General features: G+C 44.5%; 18 protein-coding genes. 5 read left to right on the top strand and 13 right to left on the bottom strand.

Translation table 11 applies throughout. The features are described from left to right. Positions 1 to 15: 15 nt before the first annotated feature. Complete coding sequence (locus B5D55_RS02130) at positions 16 to 1,671, bottom strand: methyl-accepting chemotaxis protein (protein ID WP_159446128.1); 1,656 nt, start codon at positions 1,669 to 1,671, stop codon at positions 16 to 18. After that, complete coding sequence (locus B5D55_RS11540; protein WP_159446129.1) at positions 1,622 to 1,843, bottom strand: hypothetical protein; 222 nt, start codon at positions 1,841 to 1,843, stop codon at positions 1,622 to 1,624. Before B5D55_RS11540 ends, B5D55_RS02130 begins: the two co-directional genes overlap by 50 nt. A gap of 153 nt (positions 1,844 to 1,996) precedes the next feature. On the opposite strand from B5D55_RS11540, the gene B5D55_RS02135 reads away from it, so the two are divergent. The 4 genes from B5D55_RS02135 (at position 1,997) to B5D55_RS02150 (ending at position 7,755) form a co-directional block, all read left to right on the top strand. Further along, entirely contained in the window at positions 1,997 to 3,241 is a 1,245-nt protein-coding gene (locus B5D55_RS02135) for a flagellar motor switch protein FliG (RefSeq protein WP_078932502.1), read from the top strand. Further along, positions 3,222 to 6,257: an insulinase family protein gene (locus B5D55_RS02140; RefSeq protein ID WP_078932348.1), complete on the top strand. Its 3,036-nt coding sequence runs from the start codon at positions 3,222 to 3,224 to the stop codon at positions 6,255 to 6,257. The genes B5D55_RS02135 and B5D55_RS02140 overlap by 20 nt, the downstream gene beginning before the upstream one ends. Positions 6,258 to 6,295: 38 nt before the next feature. Continuing rightward, positions 6,296 to 6,514 carry a hypothetical protein gene (locus tag B5D55_RS02145; protein ID WP_078932349.1) on the top strand — a complete coding sequence of 73 codons (219 nt, stop codon included), beginning with the start codon at positions 6,296 to 6,298 and terminating at the stop codon, positions 6,512 to 6,514. A gap of 74 nt (positions 6,515 to 6,588) precedes the next feature. Continuing rightward, positions 6,589 to 7,755 carry a hypothetical protein gene (locus tag B5D55_RS02150; protein WP_078932350.1) on the top strand — a complete coding sequence of 389 codons (1,167 nt, stop codon included), beginning with the start codon at positions 6,589 to 6,591 and terminating at the stop codon, positions 7,753 to 7,755. A gap of 25 nt (positions 7,756 to 7,780) precedes the next feature. Here B5D55_RS02150 and B5D55_RS02155 read toward each other — a convergent pair whose 3' ends face one another. The 5 genes from B5D55_RS02155 to B5D55_RS02175 form a co-directional block, all read right to left on the bottom strand. After that, positions 7,781 to 8,362: a hypothetical protein gene (locus B5D55_RS02155; protein WP_078932351.1), complete on the bottom strand. Its 582-nt coding sequence runs from the start codon at positions 8,360 to 8,362 to the stop codon at positions 7,781 to 7,783. 121 nt (positions 8,363 to 8,483) lie between these two features. Then, a complete protein-coding gene (locus B5D55_RS02160) occupies positions 8,484 to 8,903 on the bottom strand; it encodes a hypothetical protein (protein WP_078932352.1) in 420 nt (139 codons plus the stop codon). A gap of 105 nt (positions 8,904 to 9,008) precedes the next feature. Continuing rightward, on the bottom strand, positions 9,009 to 9,479 hold the full coding sequence (locus B5D55_RS02165) for an ASCH domain-containing protein (RefSeq protein WP_234975359.1): 471 nt from the start codon (positions 9,477 to 9,479) through the stop codon (positions 9,009 to 9,011). Next, positions 9,479 to 9,772 carry a hypothetical protein gene (locus B5D55_RS02170; RefSeq protein WP_078932353.1) on the bottom strand — a complete coding sequence of 98 codons (294 nt, stop codon included), beginning with the start codon at positions 9,770 to 9,772 and terminating at the stop codon, positions 9,479 to 9,481. Before B5D55_RS02170 ends, B5D55_RS02165 begins: the two co-directional genes overlap by 1 nt. Before the next feature lie 14 nt (positions 9,773 to 9,786). Then, the gene (locus B5D55_RS02175; RefSeq protein WP_159446130.1) at positions 9,787 to 10,599 is read right to left on the bottom strand and encodes a hypothetical protein; all 813 of its coding nucleotides are present in this window, start codon (positions 10,597 to 10,599) and stop codon (positions 9,787 to 9,789) included. A 467-nt stretch (positions 10,600 to 11,066) separates the two neighbouring features. On the opposite strand from B5D55_RS02175, the gene B5D55_RS02180 reads away from it, so the two are divergent. Next, positions 11,067 to 13,235 (top strand): EAL domain-containing protein, encoded by a 2,169-nt coding sequence (locus B5D55_RS02180; protein ID WP_159446131.1) that lies wholly within the window; start codon positions 11,067 to 11,069, stop codon positions 13,233 to 13,235. A gap of 115 nt (positions 13,236 to 13,350) precedes the next feature. On the opposite strand, the gene gatB is transcribed toward B5D55_RS02180, so the two are convergent. The 6 genes from gatB to dnaJ form a co-directional block, all read right to left on the bottom strand. Further along, complete coding sequence (gene gatB, locus B5D55_RS02185; protein ID WP_078932356.1) at positions 13,351 to 14,886, bottom strand: Asp-tRNA(Asn)/Glu-tRNA(Gln) amidotransferase subunit GatB; 1,536 nt, start codon at positions 14,884 to 14,886, stop codon at positions 13,351 to 13,353. Positions 14,887 to 14,896: 10 nt separating this feature from the next. Continuing rightward, on the bottom strand, positions 14,897 to 16,390 hold the full coding sequence (gene gatA, locus B5D55_RS02190) for an Asp-tRNA(Asn)/Glu-tRNA(Gln) amidotransferase subunit GatA (RefSeq protein ID WP_078932357.1): 1,494 nt from the start codon (positions 16,388 to 16,390) through the stop codon (positions 14,897 to 14,899). Between the two features lie 75 nt (positions 16,391 to 16,465). Continuing rightward, positions 16,466 to 16,774, bottom strand: a complete 309-nt coding sequence (gene gatC / locus B5D55_RS02195; RefSeq protein ID WP_078932358.1) for an Asp-tRNA(Asn)/Glu-tRNA(Gln) amidotransferase subunit GatC — start codon at positions 16,772 to 16,774, stop codon at positions 16,466 to 16,468. Positions 16,775 to 16,825: 51 nt separating this feature from the next. Then, complete coding sequence (locus tag B5D55_RS02200) at positions 16,826 to 17,056, bottom strand: hypothetical protein (RefSeq protein ID WP_143593143.1); 231 nt, start codon at positions 17,054 to 17,056, stop codon at positions 16,826 to 16,828. 93 nt (positions 17,057 to 17,149) lie between these two features. Continuing rightward, positions 17,150 to 19,789 (bottom strand): AAA family ATPase, encoded by a 2,640-nt coding sequence (locus tag B5D55_RS02205; RefSeq protein WP_078932360.1) that lies wholly within the window; start codon positions 19,787 to 19,789, stop codon positions 17,150 to 17,152. Positions 19,790 to 19,914: 125 nt separating this feature from the next. Beyond that, complete coding sequence (dnaJ, locus tag B5D55_RS02210; RefSeq protein WP_078932361.1) at positions 19,915 to 21,060, bottom strand: molecular chaperone DnaJ; 1,146 nt, start codon at positions 21,058 to 21,060, stop codon at positions 19,915 to 19,917. Positions 21,061 to 21,113: the final 53 nt, after the last annotated feature.

The following is a 21,113-nucleotide window of genomic DNA, read 5'->3' on the forward strand; positions in this document are numbered from 1 at the left end:
CGGACAGACTGTCAGCTACACCTTAAATTCGTCTATGCGGTTTCCGATGTTCTGGATTGAACTGCTCATCACCGAAGCGATTTCTGCAAGGTCTTTTCCGGAGCCAGAAACAGCTTCAATTTCATTTTCCATATCTGAAATTTTGCCGTTCATAACGCCCGTAACGTCCTTAAGCCGCTGCACGCCGTCAAGCACGCTTTTGTTCTGTCCGCTCATCCGCACAGATTCTTCGCGAACCTTGCCCGCGCTTTCTTTCATTGCAATGACAGCCTCACTAATCTGCGAAGATCCAACCTGCTGCTCCGCCATAGCGTTCTTGATTTCCTGCATAAGCCGGTTCGTTTCTTTTATATCCTGGACAACAGAAATAAAAGACACGTTCGACTCGTCAGAAGCCACAACCACATTCTGAATGGAATCTTTTATGAGCTTTAGCTGCTCGCCAATATTCTTTGACTGGCTTGATGACGTTTCCGAGAGCTTTCTGATTTCATCGGCAACAACGCTGAATCCCTTGCCGGCATCTCCTGCGTGCGCCGCCTCTATAGCGGCATTCATTGCAAGAAGATTTGTCTGCTCCGCAATCGATGCAATCACGGCGTTGGCTTCCTGCAGCATTTCGGACTGCTTTGCAATATCAGTTATCTGACTGCTCACATCGCTCTGCTTGCCCGAACCGGTCTGTGCATCTTCCAGAAGCCGGTTAAAAAGCTCAGACATACGCTCCACAGAATTATTTACGGACTGAATGTTTCCGACCATCTGCTCTACCGCAGCAGAAGCGTTTTCCGTGCCGGAAGCCTGTATCTGCACAAGAGAATCAAGCGAAGAAATCGTGCCTGCAATCTGGCGAACAGACTCGACTGTGTTGTCCACACATTCAGCCTGATTTGAAATTTCGCCGTTCACCGCATCAAGATTTGAAATAATGTGGGAAATGGAAGAATTGGCAGCGTCAGTCTTTTCCTGAAGCGAAGCATCGGAAACAAGCAGTTCCTCCTTTGCCTCCTTTACGCCGCTTACAATATCCTGAAGTTTTGCCGTAAACTCGTTGAATCCGGAAACAACTTCACCAATCTCGTCATTGGAAGAAATATCTATGCGGCTTGTTAAATCTGCGTGACCGGAAGCAATCGTCCTGATCGAATCTTTAAGCACACCTACAGGACGAAGGGATTTCATTACAATGCTTGAAACGATAAGCACTGAAATTACGGTAAATATAATTACAAAAAGAACTGCGAGATTTCTAAGCTGAACAATCTCAGCAAGGAAATCTTCCGCCGGCGCACTGCATACAACAACCCAGTCAGTATTTCCGCCTACAGGTTCATAGGACACGCAGAATTCTTTTCCTGTTGCCTTATCACGGCAGAACAAAGATGAAGAATTCCCTGCCTTTATTCCTTCAACAACGCTTTTCATTTCAGGCGGAAGGTCGTCGTAAAGTCCTTTTTCTTCCTTTAAAAACGTTATGTCTGAATGAGCTACATATTTTCCGGTAGTCCTGTTAATGACATACGGATGCGACTGCTTTCCTATTACGACATCAGAAACCGTACTGCATAGTTTAAGGCTGTCTATTACGGCAACAACAACGCCAATCTGCTTTTCTGAATAATCATAAACTGGAAGCGCATAGAACGTAGAAAGCTTGCCTGTTAAACGCAATGACAACCATATATGACGGATGAATGTGGTTGTCCTTTTTGGCATATCCGCATTCTCCGCTAATCGGAATAAAAATGCCGAGGTTTTCAGAATAAAAACAGTCGATATGCTCAAGGTCTTTTTCAGAAACAGACTCGCCTACAAGCGCTTTTACAATCTCAAAGTTCTTCACGAAAATATTTTAGTCCAGAATCCACACAGTGTATAGTGCAGCACTTAAAAATCAGACTCAAAATCAACGGGAAAGATTTTGCTATAAAAGGAATGACATCAGGACTGCCCTTCCGCATTTGAAGTCATGCTTATTTTATGCTATCATCGTTTTATGAATTTGAACGATTTACGCGCACACGCCTACGGAGCTGCCTCCGGCAAGGAAAACGATACTTCAAACGGTGCGCATTCCAATACAGAAAATGAACGCACTCCTCAAAAACCGCTTTTCCGCGATGTAAACGCGCAGATGGATTCAATTTTCCGCAGCAGCAAAAAACTTTCGCGTGAAGAACACCCGAACCCATCGAACTCCAACGCGCAAACGCTCATCAAAGTTCCAGCGGACGAATCTTCCGCACAAAAAAAAGACTCTGTATACCGCCGGGTGGCTAAATTCCTAGTCCTCATAGGCGTTGACGAAGCTGCTAAAATACTCCCTCACTTAAGCCCTGAACAGACAGAAAAAATAATTCCCGAAATTGCCACAATCCGCACCATAAGCGACGATGAAGCGGCTGTCATTCTTGCTGAATTCCAGGGGCTTTACAAGCACGTTACGGAAAAAGGCGGAAAGGAAACTGCCCGCGCAATACTTGAAAAAGCATATGGTTCTGAAAAAGCAGAAGAAATGCTCAAAAAAGTGGCGCCGTTTTCCGGTGCAAGACCGTTTGACTATCTTAATGACGCAAAAAGCGAGCGCCTTCTCCTGCTTCTGAACGACGAAAGCAACGCGGTAAAGGCACTTGTCCTTTCAAACATAGACGCAAAAAAAGCCGCAGACGTCCTGAATCTTATGACAGACAGCGACAAAAGCGACATCGTAAAACGACTTGCAAAAATGCAGCCTGTTTCTCCGGAAGTTCTGCAACGCGTTGATCAGGCGATGCACGAAAAAGCGCTTGCCCTTTTGGAAAATGATAAATCCGAGTCTATGGACGGAAGGAATGCCCTTGCGGAAATCCTTAAAAAGATGAGCCCTGATGCAGAATCTTCCATTATATCGTCACTTTCGGACGAAGACCCGGAGCTTGGTCTTGATTTACGAAGGCGGCTTTTCACAATTGATGACGTACTTAATGCGGACGACAAATTCATTCAGCAGAAACTGCGCGAAATGCAGAATATTGACGTTGTAAAGCTGATTGCAGGAAAACCGGACTCATTCCGAAAAAAAATATTCGGCTGCGTTTCGTCCGGCCGCCGCGCAGAAATCCTTGAAGAAGAAGAAATTTCATCTCCTCTACGCAAAGCAGACTGCGACAGCATAACGAACACTTTTTTCAGTATGCTCCGCCGCGCCTACGAAGACGGAAATCTTATTATAAAAGGAAGAAATGACGACGTATATGTGTGATTTTAAACAGTTTCCAGAAACATACAAAGGATTTGAACTTATTTCCATAAATACAATCCCGGACTGCGCTTCCACCGGAATTTACCTGCGCCACAAAAAAACAGGACTGGAGGTTTTTCACCTTCTGAACGACGACGAAGAAAATCTTTTTGCCTTTGCCTTCAGGACTCCTGCAAAAAACTCAACCGGTGCGGCGCATATTCTTGAACATTCCGTATTCTGCGGTTCTCAGAAATTTCCGCTGAAAGAACCGTTCACAAATATGATGAACCAGAGCGTAAACACCTTTCTGAACGCGCTCACCTACTCCGACAAAACAGTCTATCCGTCCGCCTCTATGATAAAGTCTGACTACTACAATCTTATGGACGTATATGCAGACGCAGTTTTCTTTCCGCTTTTAAAAAAAGAAGCGTTTATGCAGGAAGCGCACCGTCTTGAACTGAACGAAAACGGCAATTTTGAAATTCAGGGCGTTGTCTACAACGAAATGAAGGGGAACTACTCTTCCTTTGAGTCCGTTGCATCTGATGCGCAGATACGGAGCGTCTACCCGGACACTAACTATGCTTTTGATTCCGGCGGAGATCCGGAGCACATCCCGTCATTCAGTTACGAGGACTTCAGGAATTTCCACAAAAAATACTACCGCCCGGACAACTGCCTTCTTTTCCTGTACGGAAACATACGGACGGAAGAACAGCTTGACTTCCTGCAGGAGCATCTTCTTGACAGGCTTGAAAAAACAGTTCCTATGGCAGAAGAACATCATTCATACCCGTTCGTCAGCCCGGAATTCATCGAAATGGAAACTCAGAAACCGTTTGAAAACCCCGTAACGGTTCGGGCAGAAGCGCCTGATGCAGGGGCAACAGGCGCAACGGTCACCGTAAACTGGCTGTGCGGTCAAACGGCAGATTTGCAGAGCTATATGGAATGTGCTTTTCTTTCAGAAGTACTTTCAGGACACGACGGTTCTCCGCTTACAAAAGCCCTCATCGACTCAGATTTAGGTGATGACATAGCGCCTGTTTCCGGGTGCATAAACGAAGCGCGTCAGTTTTTCTTTGCACTGGGACTGCACGGCGTAAAGACGCGCAACGAAAAAAAAGTCTACGCCCTTATTTTTAAAGAACTTGAGCGGCTCTGCACAAAAGGCATTGACCAGAACGACATTGATTCTGCCATAATGACAGCAGAATTTTCCAACCGCGAAGCCGTCCGCTCAGGAGGACCGTATTCGCTTGTACTGCTTGAGCGCGCCTTAAACAGCTGGAATTACGGAGGCGCACCTGCGGACGGACTTTTCTATCGCAGTACGTTTGATATAATCCGTAAAAACTGCGAAGCAGAACCGAAATATGTTGAAAACCTCATAAAAAAATACCTTCTCGACAACAAAAACTGTTCGTTCGTTATGGTAAAGCCGTCAAAAAAATATCTTTCTGCCCGGAACAAAGCAGAAAAGAAACTGATTGCATCGCTTTCAAAAACGGCAGACAGGAACATCATTCAAAAAGAACTTGACGAACTTCATTCCTACCAAAATCACCGCGAAACAGAAGAAGAAGTCGCGTGCATTCCGCGCCTGAACATCAGCGACCTGAACACTAACGTAGAAAAAATCCATACGGAAATTAACGTTGTAGACGCAAACGGCGCGTCTGTTCCGCTTTTTACAAACACGGAAAACACAAACGGAATTGCCTACCTTGAACTCTGGATTCCTGCGGACGTTCTTTCTCCGGAAGAATACAAATATCTTCCGCTCTATGCGTACTGCGCCCCGAATACAGGCTGGAACGGCAAGGACTGGGCTGAATGCGCACAAGAAACAGCCGTCCACACAGGCGGAATTACCTGCCGCCTTTTCACAAATACAAGTCCGAATACGGAAAAATCTGCCGCATTGCGAAAATCGCTTTCTAAATACAACTGCACAGACAGAGACTGGCTGATTTTCTCAGTCAGAATGACGGGCGAAAAAACAGACGATGCGCTCAAAGTCTTTGCAGAATGTTTTTCTACCTATAATTTCAGCGACACAAAACGCCTTGCAACGCTTACGGCAGAAGCATACGGAACGATAAAATCAGCCGTAATTCCACGCGGAAACAAGCTTGCAGGTACGCGCGCCCAGGCAGTTAAAACGCACACAAATACAGTCGATGAAATCTGGAAAGGAATTACGCAGCTTTTTGCAATAAAGGCAATTTCAGAAGAAAATCCTAAAAATCTTTCGGAACATTTTTCCGCCCTTACAGAAAAACTGCGCTCTGCAGGGGCGCTCATCCACATTACCGCAGATTCTGAAACGATGCAGAACCTTCTCCCTAAAATGAATGATTTTGCTTCAGGACTACGTCTTGTTCCGCCGGCAGAAAAAACGGTAGCAGACGAAGCGGCATTTTTAAGGCAGATTGTTCTTCCAGGCGAAAAAGAACCTTGCCGGAACGAAACGTTCGTCATTTCATCGCAGGTAGGATATGCGGCGGCGGCAATAAACTCAAGTTACTTCGGAACGGCGGAAAATCCCTCCGAGCTGGTGCTTTCGCATTATCTTTCGGGAACGTCGCTCTGGGAGCGCATACGCACGACCGGCGGCGCATACGGAGCATACGCCGGCTGCGCAAACCTTTCGGGACTTTTTGTACTTACAACATACCGCGACCCTGCGCCGCAAAAATCACTTAAAACTTTTGGAGAATGCCTTAAAGATGCGGCGGAAAATCCAATCGGACAGGACGAACTTCTGCGTATGATTACAGGTACATACGGTGATGAAGTACAGCCGCGCTCTCCTTACGGAAGGGGAAACATCGGACTGATACGCACGCTTTACTGCATCTCCGACGAAGAACGCCAGCAGAAACTTACAGGACTTCTGAACGTAACGGCAGAGCAAATTCAGCAGACGGCAATGCACATTCACTCTCATTTTGATACGTGCCGCACGGCAGTTCTGTGCAATAAATCTGAAAAAATAACTGGCGTTATTATTGATTTACCATTATAATGTTCACATCGTGAAGTGAGGTTAATGAGGTTAATACTATGGATAAGAAGACAAAGCAATGTATTGAGATGTTACGACAGCTTGTTTCTGATGTACAGGGCGCGCCGTATCCAGGAGATGATATAAAGCATGAACTTTACAGCATCTGGTATGAACATGCGCAGCGTGCAGCCGTTACCTGCTTTGAATTCCTTGATGAAAACTTCCCGGAAGAATCAAAAGACGTCACGAAAAAAATAGACAAACTGTTTAACTAGGTATCTTTCTTCTTAAGAAATCTCTTTTCCATACCGAAAATGAGTATAATAAGGCAACGAGGGGATTTTTAAGAATGTGCGCTTTAAATAAGTCAAACGGATTAATGAAATTTCAACTCAAAGGTTCTTTAAAAAAAAGCGGAATAGAATTTTCACGTTTTGTATTTAACGGAATTGAAAAAATCACCGGTCTTGAAAAAACTTTTTTTATAGAAATAGCACTCGTAAATCCGTACATAAGCCCGGCAGAACCTGTACTTGGTTTTAAGCCGAGAGTCAATGTTTCGGCAGAAGATTTACAGAATGTCCTTGCCGGAACTGTATCTGCACAAAAAATAAAAAGCGAAGCATTAGTAATTCCATCCTACACAGTTATCCGCGCAGGTCTTTTAGGAAGCGGAGCAAAACAGTTGTGCACCTATACCTCAATAAAAAACCTTTCAATCAGCCAGAAATCTTTTGACATTCAGGCAGACCGCTTTCATTTTTCGTACGAACAGCTTTCCGGTCAGATTGAATGTTCCCCGGCGGAATTATACGAACACCCGGAATTCCTGTGCGATACAGGAAACATAAGCTGGAACCTGCACTATGAAAAGCAGTTCTTTTTTACGAAAGGATATAAATCACAGCAGTTCAACTGGACTGTACCGGGAGCGCGTACGCTTTTTTCCGGAAACATTACGGTAGATGGAAAAGAATTTTCAGTCATTCCGAAAAAATCATTCGGATATGCAGAACATTTCTGGGGAAAATCACTGCCTGACTCCTGGTTGCACATCTCTTCTTCAAACCTTACAAGCCTTATAAGCGGAAAACTACTTCAGAATTCCTGCTTTGCCATACAGGGTGCATTCAACGGCAGGATTTCGGTGCTTGCATTTTTTGAAGGAAAACTTCTTATGTTTTCAGCAGATTCACCAAAACGGTCGTATCAGGCACTTTGGAACATTTCGCAGACGCCGGACAAAGAAAACAAGGAAAAACTGCACTGGTCTGTAAGTGCAAGCAACAGGTCGTACGTCATTGACGTTGATATGTTCTGCTCGGCGGAAGAACTGTTCGTACGTTCCTGGGAAATCCCGGAAGGAAACAGAAAAGTCCTGAAAATCCTGAGCGGTGCTACCGGCGGAGAAATCCGGCTGTATAGAAAAATCCGCGACAGCCTTGAACTTATCGAACATGCCCATATTGCAACTGCACTAAGCGAATTCGGTCAGCCGGAAGCTTCAGAACAGTAAATCGCGCCCTGCAAAATGCGCAAAATCACCGCACGATGCTTATATAAACAGAAAAAATATTGTCGTATGTATCATTACCGCGTGGCATAAACCGGTAGTAAAATCCTAAAGCCGGCATACACGTGCGGGAAGAACCGTAAAGAAAATCATACTCAACACCAAGACGGAAGCCGTTTCCCCAGGAAGATGATGATATAATGGAATCAGCTGCGTCATTATTGCGGAAATCACTGCGTCGCCCGAGCGCGTATGCAACGGAACAGTTCAGTCCGCCTATTCCTGGATACGCCTTTATTCCGCTCCAGAATGCATAGTCCAGGTGATTGGAATAATCGCTTCCGCTCCAGATAAAATCGCACAGCAAATCTGCGCCCAAAAGAAGTTTAAGCGGTTCGCAAAGCCTGAAAGAAAAGTCAAAAAGACCGCCGGCAATGACACGGTTAAAATCTCCGTCATTCACCAGCTCGTTCGAGTCAGAAACGGCACTGTCCGAATAAACAGGAAGTCCGGAGGAAAGTCCTATATCAAATCCCACGATTTTAGAAGATTTTGCAGACAGTTCAAAAGCCAGCGCAAGAAAAGCGCACAAACCCAGTAACTTTTTCATAACGTTTATTGTATTGAAAAAAACGGCAGAAATCTAGTAGTTCACCATATTCCTGCCGTTTTGAATTTTCGTTCAAGTAATTTTATAGAGCCAGAAGAACTTAGCCTTCTGCACAAAGCAATCAGTCGTTAAGGGTTATCATTGCACCAAGAATTATAAGGTGAGCTGCAAACGTATACAGCCACTCAAGGAAATTCTTTGCATTAAAACCGTTTAACAGTCCGCCTTTTGCAAGAAAATCCATCAGAACGATTGCAACAATCCATACTATCATAACAATGAGCATAAGGATATTGTCAAGTTTCCCGAACTGGTCGCCCATAAAAAGCTCAAGGATAAGGAAAATTCCTGCAAGAAGTTCAATAACGCCGAAAACTACAACAAGAACGTTCTCTACGTTTCCGTCAAATACAGCGCGGATAGCGCCAACTGCATCATCACCGTGTCCCTGGAAAGACCAGATACCTGCAACTGCAAGCATTGCTCCGAGTGCCAGCTGAAGAAGAAGTCTTCCGATTGTTACGCCAGATTTTTTTGCCATTCTAAAACCTCCTGAATTCTGCAAAAAACAGATAGGTATACTATATATCACGTTTTTTACAAATGCAACGCAATTTTATATAATTTTACCTTTCTTTTAAAAATATCAGTTCCCCTTATAAACAACGTGAAAAGTCTGGAATACCAGGCGGATGTCAGGCGAAAAATCAAATCCGACGACTGCTCCTTCATCTTCAAGATACTCCCGATATTTTTCGCGCCAGCCCTCAAGATTTTCGTCCTCGCCTTCCTGTTGCGCCATCTCCCATGTAACTTCATTAAACGGAACGATGTTCACGCTGTCAAGCTCAATAACGCAGCGCGGATTTCCAGCCCGGTCAAGAACAAGATACAGTTCGCCGGAAACAGGCAGCGGCTCGCCGTCTATGGAAAACGATGGAAAGCTGGAAAATATCGCAGTCTTTTTTCCGGCAGCAATCATTGCAATCTGACTGTCATTCGACATTCCCTTTGACTCAAAATTCAAATCACCGGAACAGACCGTATCAGAATCCCTGCCCGTCCGTTCAAGAAAGGTATGCCAGTATTCATCAAGAGGCGTCATCTTTTCTGTCATCAGCGGCTCCTGTAAAGCATTATGATAAATGCGGCAATAAAAAATAAATCAGGAACGGCGGTAAACACAAGGGTAGACACTGGAATTCCGAATACAATGATTTCTTTTGGAAAAAGAATGCCAAGCTCAATCATCATACTGTACACAGTTCCTGCATATTTTACGACTGTTCCTGCCACAACAGACATCCAGGCGGAATCTTTTGTACGAGCCCACAACAGCACTGCGCAGAATGCGGCAGCTCCTCCCACAACAAGCTTTACTATAAAAACAACTGTTTCTGCCAAAGTCATAGATCAACCTTCTTTTAACGGGAACTTGAGCCGGTATCAAACGGCTTCTGCTTAAGTTTTGAAAAAACACCCCTGTCAGCACCGAACGGTACGATAGACGGCGTATTGTAATCAGGACTTATTACAAGCGCGCAGTCAAGACAGTGAAGGACAAACGATTTGTACTGTTCTTCCAGAACTTTCGGAAACAGGTACGGACCTTTACGCTCCCAGTATGCGGAAATAAGATTGTCGTACAAAAACCAGTCTTTTTCGGAACGGCGCGGAAGTTCTGCCGCAAGGTCAAAAAGTGCGCGAGCAACGGCAGCATTAAGCGGTGCAGGAATACGCTCTGATACAGGAACAGTCCTGCCTGCCGCAAGAGCAACTTCTACAACTTCCGGAATGGCTGCAACAATATAAACAGTCTGCGTCCACGGAAGCGGCGGTGCAATAATTACGCAGTCCTGCCCTGAAAAATCTGATTCCGCCGGATTCCACGGTTTGTAGAACGCAGTTCCGTTTGGAGAAACAGTAAGGGCGGCCTTCAGCGCAGACGCATACGAAGGGTAGAAAAGCACCGTCCGCGGCGAATTAAGAAGTTTTGCCACAGCTTTCTGCGTCTGAACCTCAAATTCAGTAATGTAGCTTCCGGTAATGCCGCGGTTCAAAACGTTCTTGAAACGGGTGAAGGCAGTACCGCCCCAGCCAAGAACGGCGCGTCCTCCCTCCTGATACAAATCGGTAAGCCGGACGCCTTTTTTCGTATACAAAAAACATCCGCGTGCGCGCTGTACCGTACCGAACCGCGAAAAAATCTCTGAATATAAATATGAATCCGTCATCATCAAGTACAGTATACCAAACTGCATAAATTCAATCTATGGAAACACTGAATATCCTATTGAGGATTTTTCAGTGTTAACCTTGAATACGTCTGGTCAAGGTACATTCGCCTTCAGCTCATTCAAGGCCTTGACTCAGCCGTTTTAAAGGGTTGTTTTAACCCCTTAATGCAGCTAATTGTCTGTAAGTCAATGACTTGCAGCAATTTGACAGGAAATGCTGAGTAATCGCTTCAAGTGTTACTTAGCACTTCCCTATAAAACAACTTTATTCCAGTTCTTTACCGATACCGGAAAACAAAAAAAAACAGCAGAACAAAAAATAATTCCTAGCGTGTTTTTACTTTTTATACTATAATGTGCGTATGCACAAAAGTTTTACTTTTCATACTTTGTCTAAAACTAGCAGACTTCTCAAACGGATTATTATCCTGTCACTGTTTGGGTTCATCTGTCTTTTTTTATACATAATGTCATCAATCGCCCTTAATCAGGTAAAAAAGGCGATAGAAGAACAGTATATAGAAGACGGAAAAAATCTGGCGCGTACGTATGCAATTACATTCCAGAACATCATTACGCAGGCACATCTGTCGCTTGATATGTATGCAAATTCAGACGTCATAAACAGAGGTTCTACACAGGAAATTGCTGAATGGTTTGCCGCAAACAGTTACATTCGCCCTAAGAATTTTCTTAATGCATTCTACTGCGACAGCAGCGGAGAACTGTACACAGATTCCGGAAAGAACGTAAACGTATCAGACCGGGATTATTACCGTGCAATAATGAGCGGAAACTACATCTATCATCTTGGAAGCGCAGTCTACTCAAAAACAACCGGAAAGAAAATCATTCACGTTTCAAGGGCAGTATACACTTCTTCAGGCGAACTGAAAGGTTTTGTAGGCGGCTCAATAGAACTTGCAAGCATAAACAAAATTCTTGCAAGCGCACAGCATGCAAACGACATCCAGCCGTTCATTCTGGACAAGGACGGAATATGCATTTCCCATCCGGACGAAGATGCACTTATGACTACGTTTACGCCGCAAGAAGATGAATATAAAATCTACGCAACGGCAAACATATCTAAAATAGGAACGACGACGTTCAATTCCATTAACGAACACGGCGAAAAAGTCCACGTGTTCATTGAAAGGATAAAGGACTGCAACTGGACTGCCGGTGTAAGCATTCTTGACAAAAAAATCTACGAAACTTACACAAAACTTGACCACGCAAAGAAAGTTGTCTTTTTAATCGTAATTTTTGCAGGAATACTGTTCTACAGCTTTACAAATATCGTACTAAGCGTATTGCGCAAAAGATATGAATCTACACTTAAACGCGATCCTCTCACGGAACTTCTTACAAGACAACATCTCGAAATAGAAGCAACAAAGCAGCTTGAACAAAATCCCGACGGAAACTTTGTACTCATCGAAGCAGACTTTACAGGATTTAAATTCATCAACAGAAATTACGGTGAAAAAACAGGAAACGAAACGCTCATCACTTTTGCAAATGAACTTAAAGACTTATGCTTTGTATATGGCGGAATTGCAGCCCGCGGATATGCAGATCATTTTTATTACTTTAACCAGATAAATTCCCTTGCAAAATTTATGGCAACATTCCGAATTTCACAGGAAAATATAGAAAGAATTGCAACAAAGGGAAAATATCCTTTTTCTCCTAAATACGGAATTTCGTTTATGACTCCTCAGAAAGAGGATGATATAAATTCCGGCAAAAAATCAATCGCACAACTTATCGGCGAAGCTTCAATGGCAAAGCAGAGCATCAAAAACAATAATGATCAGGCATATGCTGTTTTCAACACGAATATGGCAAAACGAATTCTTCAGGAACAAAGAATCGAACAGACCATGGAAAAAGCTCTTGCACGCGGAGAATTCTTCGTTGTCTATCAGCCTAAAATAAACCTTACGACAGATAAAATCATAGGTGCCGAAGCGCTTGTACGGTGGAACAGTCCGGAACTGGGATTTTTAACGCCGGACAAATTCATTCCGCTTTTTGAAAGCAACGGCTTCATTAAAAAACTTGATTTTGCCGTATACGAAATGGTTTTCAAATTCCTGCGCTCACAGCTTGACAAAAATCAGCCGGTTGTTCCAATTTCCATAAATATGTCGCGCAGTCACGTAAATACGCAGACATTTATGAAGGAATTTCTAAAGCGCATTGAAAAATACGACATTCCGAAAAACCTTATCGAAATAGAAATTCTTGAACGTTCTGTTGCAAACGAAAAACCTATTTTGCAGGAAATAACAAAGGAACTTCACAAGCACGGATTTACCGTTGCAATGGACGATTTTGGAAACGGAGAAAGTTCACTTACAATGCTGAATTCCGTACCGATTGACGTTCTTAAGTTTGACCAGAACTTCCTGAAGAACAATGCTGATTCCGAAAAAACAGAGCAGTTCATTACTTCGCTGATGAAAATGGCACAGCAGCTTCAGAAAAAGACAGTCTTTGAAGGCGTTGAAACTGAAGAACAGAGAGACTTCCTAAAATCAATCAACTGTGATTCGGTACAGGGATATTTCTACTCAAAACCTCTTTTAGAAGAAGATTTTGTAAAATTCTTAAAAGAACATTCATAATCCGGTATTTCCGGCGAACAGTAAAAAGGGGCTGGCTGAAAAAATTTTTCAGCCAGCCCCTCCTTTTTTTGCGGAATTTGTTTTTGCAGAACTTTTCTGCACACCGCAAAAAGTTTTACAGTTTCTGCAATTTTTCCGTAACAAGCGCAGTTGCCTGCTTAGGATTTGCCTTTCCCTGCGACTGTTTCATCACCTGTCCCATAAGCCAGCCGATAACGTTTGTTTTTCCGCCTTTATAGTCGGCAACAGCCTTTGGATTTGCGGCAATTACGGCGTCTACAATTTTTTCTATTTCGCCGGCATCACTTACAATTTCCATTCCGTTTTCCTTTATAATAACGGACGGAAGCTTGTTAGTTTCAAGCATAATGGCAAAAACTTCTTTTCCCTGTTTGCTTGTTATTTTATTCTGCTCAAGACTGTCTGCAAGTCCTGCAATATGTTCAGGCGTAATGGAAACGTCAAGAATAGTCTGCTTCTTTTCATTAAGAACAGCAAGAAGTTCAGAAATAATCAGGTTTGCAACACGCTTAGGACTTACAGAAGCAGCCGCTGCCTCTTCAAACCACAGTGAAAGGTCACGAGTAGAAGTAAGAACTTCAGAATCATACTGGGTAAGACCAAATTCTTTCTGAAAGCGGATGCGTTTCTGCTCTGGAAGTTCGCCGACTTTTTCAGCAGCAGCTTCAACCAGTTCTGCACTTACCGTAAACGGCTTTATGTCCGGCTCTACTACAAACCGGTAATCCACAAAGGAATTCTTTGTTCGCTGAACGACAGTTTCACCTTTTGCCTCATCCCAGCCCATCGTCACTTTAAATCCAGGATTGAATTCCTGCCTGTCTTCAATAAATTCTTTCAGTTGGCGCTGTGCTTCGTAAGCGCATGCATCGCGGATAGATTTAAATGAGTTCAGATTTTTTATTTCGGAAATAGGCGTATGATACAGTTTTCCGTCTTCCCAAACAGAAAGGTTTATGTTTGCATCACAGCGCATATTTCCTTCTTCAAGATTTCCTTTAGTAACTTTTACGTAACGCAGGATTTCCTGAACGGTCTGCATAAATAGAGCCGCTTCATCAGGACTTGACATATCTGGTTTTGTAACAATTTCTATAAGCGGCGTTCCGCAGCGGTTATAGTCAATGTAAGAGTGCTTTCCCTCAAGATGAAGTGATTTTCCTACGTCTTCCTCAAGATGTATGCGCTCTATGCGGACACGACGATATTTTCCGTCAATTACGCAGTCTTCGCCGGCAAAATTCTTAGGACGGAACAAATCGCCGCCCGGCTGCTGCTCCTTAGGAAAATGCTCAAACGGAATGTCGACAAATCCGTCCGTACAGAGCGGAAGGTCATACTGCGTAATCTGATAGCCTTTTGCCAGATCAGGATAAAAATAGTGCTTGCGGTCAAATTTTGTATAAGACGCAATATCACAGTTCAATGCAAGACCGGCAACAGCACCAAGTTCCACATAACCTTTGCTAACGCGCGGCATAGCACCCGGAAGACCAAGACATACAGGACAGACGCGAGTATCCGGCATTCCGCCGTAACGGTTTTCGCAGGCACAGAACGCCTTTGTTTTTGTCAGAAGCTGTGTATGGATTTCACAGCCGATTACAATCTCATATTTATCAATAGCCATAATTTTTTCCTTATTTCAGCGGAATTCCGCAGCCCTGATGATCATTTTCCCACACCTGTGCAATCTGCAAAAGCTTTGCCTCGCTGAACATAGGACCTGCAAACTGCATTCCGACCGGCATTTCGTCCGTTCCTTTTGCTTTTCCGGCAGGAACATTTATAGAAGGAATACGGGCAAGATTAACAAACGTCGTATACATATCGCTCAGATACATTTCAAGCGGATTATCAACTTTCTGCCCAAGCTTGAACGCCGGAGTAGGACACGTCGGACACAGAACCATATCATACGACTTGAACAGTTCTGCCATTTCGCGCTGAATTCGTGCGCGTACGGTCATTCCTTTTTTATATGTATCGCCGGAAAACTGCTCCGAAAGAACGTAGTTTCCTATAATAATGCGCCGCTTTACTTCCGGTCCGAAACCTTCCGAGCGCGTATCTACATATAGTTCATCGTAACCTTTTTCATTGTCAACGCGGCGGCCGTAGCGTATTCCGTCAAAGCGGCTCAGATTTGAAGCTGCTTCAGAAAGTGCGATGACATAATAAGATGCGATTGACGCATCCAGTACCGGCATATCAACTTCGTCAATCACAGCGCCTTTTGACTTGAACCATTCGCGCGTTTCATCAAAAGCGGCTTTTACGTCCTCATCAAGACCTTTTGTCTGAAGGAACTGGCGCGGAATTGCAATTTTAAGGGAAGACATATTTTCATACGGCTTAAGGTTTTTCAGTTTGTCTGCGTCAGGTAAATCGGCGGATGTATCATCGTAAAAATCTGCGCCTGACATACACGCAAGAGGAAGTGCTATATCGCCCGGAGTATGCCCCATAATTCCAACCTGATCAAGGGAAGAACCATACGCAACTACACCCCAGCGGCTCAAAACGCCGTAAGTCGGCTTAAGTCCATAAATTCCGCAGTAACACGCAGGAAGGCGGACAGAACCGCCGGTTTCCGTACCTATTCCAAACAGCGCCTGATTTGAACTTACAGCCGCCGCTGAACCGCCGGAAGAACCGCCGGAAACATACGCCCTGTTTATCGGATTGCGCGTAGCTCCGTAAGAAGAATATTCCGTTGACGAACCCATTGCAAATTCGTCCTGATTGCACCGTCCGAGCGGAACTGCTCCTGCTGCCTCAAGACGGTTTATAACGGTAGCATTGTACGGCGCAACGTAACCTGTTAAGATTTTTGAACCGCAAGTAAGCGTATGTCCTTTGCAGCTGATGTTATCCTTGTTTGCAAACGGAATGCCAAGAAGCGGCTTTTTCTCAAAAAGCGCATCAAGCGTTCCGGAAGCCCTTGCTTCCTGAATTTCCCTGTCGCACATTTCAGCTTTTGACAAAGCATCGCCGTACATTTCCAGGAATGCATTAAGAGGAACGTCAGAAGATTTGTCTGCCTCAAATGTTTCAATAGATTTTTTTACAAGCGCAACGCTGGTCGTTTCACCTGATTGCAGTGCTGCGCGAACTTCTTTGATTGTATACATATTCTTTGTTTCCTGCTGTAAAATAATGGGCTGAAAACCTGCCCTTTCGGGTTGTTTTTTAACGGTTCTGCTATTTTAGGCTCCCTCACCGAGGACTTTTGGTACCTGGAAATAGCCGTCCATAAAATTCTCTGACACGTTTTTTACGTCAGGAATTTCAAGTCCGAAAACTACTTCGTCTTCCCTTAATTTTTCTGCTTCGGTAGAAGGATATGCATCATAAGGATTTTCGCTGTCATCATACTTTGAAAGAATGTCAAAATAACCGACAATCTCATCCACCTGTTTTTTTAAAGTGGCAATGTCTGTACTTTCTGGAGAAAGCCGTGAAAGATACAGAAGATTATTTAAAGTTTCTTCGTCAATTTGTTTGTGAGTACTCATACGATGAGTATATCTTATTTAAATTGTTTGCTCAATCATTACAGGACATCATCACATAACAGGAAGAATGTAATCCGGGCGTATCAAGTCTACAGGATACGATGCATACATATTATATAAATTTATGCAGCCGGTCGGTTTTCTGTTATAGTCAAATAAATCTTCCCCGTCATCATCCGGAAAAACAACTTCTCCAAGCGTCATAATTTCTTCATCAGAAACAGTGTCAGGCAGGAACATCATCAGATTTTTTTCATCATCGCAATACATACACAAGTTCATATAATGCCTCCTGCAAAAACCAAGCTTCATTTCTATGATACACCACATTGCAGAAAAGTCAATTTTATGACTGGAAGAAGGAAAAATTCTGCTTTAATTATCAGGCTTGTTTTCAGTTTTAGATGCCCTGACTGTAAAATACGCGGTCTCCGTTTTCCAGGAAAAAATCGTATTGGCAGAGGCATTTTCCAAAAGCGTTATCAGTTTCTGAAGTTCAAATGCGCCCACCGCCTCAAGCATTTTTGTACCGTAGGCAGACGTCTTTGTGTCAAACCAGCGGCGAATTTCAGTCAAAGTGATGCGGCGCTTTTCCTCCACTGTCTGAACGGCGGACTCCACTGCAAAACCGGCATTCCTGAAAGACTGCGCAATCGTTTCGCAGTTCCAGCTGAAAAGAGGATTAGTTACATCACCGAAAAAAGATTTTTCCGCCTGCTCCATTTTTTCAAGGGCAGAAAGATACGGTTCTGCCGAAGACGGTGTAAGAACCTGCTTTTTTATCAATTCGGAAATATGCTGACCGCCAGATGGAATTTTCTGGGAAATGACGGCACACCAGCCGTCTGCAAGCGGAGGCTCAACGGAGGTATCGTCCGCATTTTCATCGGCATTACCGTCATACGCGTCTGTTTCATAAAAAGACTTTGTTTCAACCTCCTTTTCCACTTCGTTTTCGTCAGTAAATATTTTTCCTTTCTGCTTCTGATGGGGAACGCATATAAACGCAAGTGCCTTTGCAAGGGCTTCTACCGATTCTCCGAAAGCAAACGGATCACGGAAAAACAGCCTGTCAAAAACAGTTCCTTTATACTCAAACTGCAAAAGAAGATCCTTGAATTTTACAGGAGAAAGAAGCCCCTGATTTTCTGTTTCAGGGCGGAACAACAAAAGCGGCCTGTCCAAATCACCGAGCGTCCGTCCGTACTGTTCAAGAATTTCCTTTCCACGCTGACTTCTGCACACGCCGCACGTCATTCCTTCAGGAGTTTTTCGCGCAACTTCCCACAAAAGAAGTCCGTCGTCCGCATTCCACACAAGACTACGGTGATAGCGTAAAAGCGAAGCCATTGAAATCATCGTATCACGGACAGAAAGAAGGACATCTGCCCGATTTGAATCAAGACGGCTTCGCCACTGCTTATCCGCCTTGTCAAGAGTAGACTCGCGAAGATTATCAACAGGACTGAACGTTAAGTTTTCGCCTTTTTTTAGCTCTCCACCCTTAAAATGTTCCGCTATCCACCATTCGCTTATCGGATTTATGCCGAATTCAGAAAGCCCGGCCTGTTTCTGCGTTTCCTGTTTAAGTTCGCTGAATTCAGGAACGGCATTCCTTGAACCTGTCTGCGCAGAATCATCATCCGGCACCCGCCGTTCCAAAAGTGCCGCAATCTGAAGTTCGCGGCGGCTGAGCACTTCCTGGCGGATTTGTTTTTCATATCCCTGCGTACTCGGCGTATAAAAAACGCGGCCCATAAGCGCATCCGGAAGATACTGCTGCGCCACCCAATGATCGCGGTATGCGTGCGGATAAAGATAGCCTGCACCGTGCCCGAAACCTTCTGCATCACGGTTTGAATCGCGCAGGTGATTAGGAACGTCAGCATCCTCTTTTTCAACAGAACTGAGTGCATCAAAAAATGCCATACTGCTGTTTGATTTAGGCGCAGTCGCAAGATACAGCGCCGCGTGGGCAAGAAAGTAACGTCCTTCCGGCATTCCTACCCTGTCAAACGCCTGCGCACAGCTGTTCACCACAGAAATTGCAGAAGGATCGGCAAGACCAGTATCTTCACAGGATGAAATGAGCATACGACGGAAAATAAAATGCGGATCTTCCCCTGCCCTGACCATTCTTGCAAGCCAGTACATTGCCGCATCAGGATCGCGTCCGCGAAGGCTTTTTATAAATGCGCTTATAATATCGTAATGATAATCGCCGTCCCTGTCATAAAGAACGACTTTTTTCTGAATGGACTCCTCAGCTGCTTCCTTTGATATGAAAATAGTCGAACCGAGCGCCGGAACAGGAGGATTAGCATTCGGATTCCATTTTTCAGGAGTTGTTTCAACGGCAAGTTCAAGAGCATTCAAAAGACTGCGCGCATCTCCATTTGCCGTATCGACAAGATGTTCAAGCGCGCCGCTTTCAAATTCAACCTTCCATCGTCCGTAACCGCGCTCCGTATCGTTCAGCGCCTGACTGGCGGCCTTTTCCAAATCCTGCTTTGTAAGCGCTTTTAGCTGGAACACACGCGAACGGCTAACAAGCGCCTTGTTCACCTCAAAAAACGGATTTTCCGTAGTTGCGCCAATCAGAATAATCGTGCCGTTTTCCACCCACGGCAAAAGCGCGTCCTGCTGGCTTTTGTTCCACCGGTGAACTTCATCTACAAACAAAATCGTGCGGCGGCTGTACAGATTAAAATAATCTTCCGCCTGCTTGATTGCGTTTCTTATATCAGCAACGCCGGTCAGAACTGCATTCAGCGTAATAAAATTAGACTTTGTATGATTTGCAATAACGCGTGCAAGCGTCGTCTTTCCAGAACCCGGCGGTCCGTAAAAAATAACGGACGTAAGCTGGTCTGCGGCAATAGCGCGCCTTAGCAGGCGGCCTTTTCCTACAATGTGATCCTGCCCGATATATTCATCAAGATTACGCGGCCGCATTCTGGATGCCAGAGGCTCGCGCATACTGCTGCTTGCACTGAAAAGTGAATCATTGCTCATATCATAAAGTATATCATAAAAAAGAGGACGTTTTAACTTCTTTCTGAAAAAAAGAAATCCCGGAAGAACATTGCGTTTTCCGGGATTTAATCAAACTATACGTTTCTGACTGTATGCTCGTACTGCTACAGTGACGAAATGTTAAGAAGCTGCGGCGAAGTTGTTGCACCGTCAAGTTCAAGATACTGCTGAAGAAGGTCACGCTGCTTTCCAGAGATTTTTGTCGGAATCTGCACGATTATTTTCACATACAAATCGCCTTTTCTGTCTGGGCTGCCGGTAAATGGAACACCCGCCCCACGGATACGAAGCAATTTGCCTGATGCCGTTCCAGCTGGAATTTTAAGTTCAATTCGCTTTCCGTCAAGGGAAGGAATCGTAATGTCTGCGCCAAGAACAGCCTGGGCAAATGTTACCGGCACGGCGCAGTACAAATCCTGACCATCACGCTCGAACATCGGGTGATTTTCTACATGAAGGATAACAATCAAATCGCCGCTTGGACCGCCGTTTTCTCCGGCATCTCCCTGACGCGGAATGGCAATGCGCTTTCCGTTGTCTACACCGCACGGAATTGTAAGCGTCATTTTCTTGCTCTTTTCCTGTACGCCGCGTCCGCCGCACGCCTTACACGGTTTGTCTATTGTAGTACCGCTTCCGTTACAGGTAGGACAAGTCTGCTGAACGGCAAAAAATCCGGCACTTCTGCGCACCTGACCTGCACCATTACAGGTAGGACAAGTTTTTCTGCTTGCACCGGCGGCACAACCGCTTCCCTTACATTCCTCACAAGTTTCATTATGGCGGAAATGAATGTCAGCCTTTGTACCGTACACGGCATCTTTAAAAGAAATGTTCAAATCATAGCGAAGGCTTGCACCCTCTGCAGGACCGCTTCGTTTTCTGCCGGAACTTCTTGAACCGCCGCCGCCGAACAGGTTATCGAAAATATCTCCGAAACCGCCGCCGCCCATACTGCCGAACAAATCGCTGAAATCGTGGAACGCGTGCGAATACTGCGCCCCTCCGCCGCCTTGATCCATACCGTCAAGACCTGCAAAACCATACTGATCATAAATAGGACGTTTTTTGTCATCGGAAAGAACTTCGTACGCTTCCGTAGCCTCACGGAATTTAGCCTCTGCTTCCTTATCCCCAGGATTTCTGTCCGGATGATATTTTATCGCAAGCTTTCGGTACGCTTTTTTGATTTCGTCTTCCGTAGCGCCTTTTGCAACGCCCAATACTTCGTAATAATCTCGTTTTGCCATATTTTCAACCTTTCAAATAACTATACCAAAAAAGAACCCCTTTCGCAATGGAA

It is taken from the genome of Treponema porcinum, from assembly GCF_900167145.1.
GTDB lineage: Bacteria > Spirochaetota > Spirochaetia > Treponematales > Treponemataceae > Treponema_D > Treponema_D porcinum.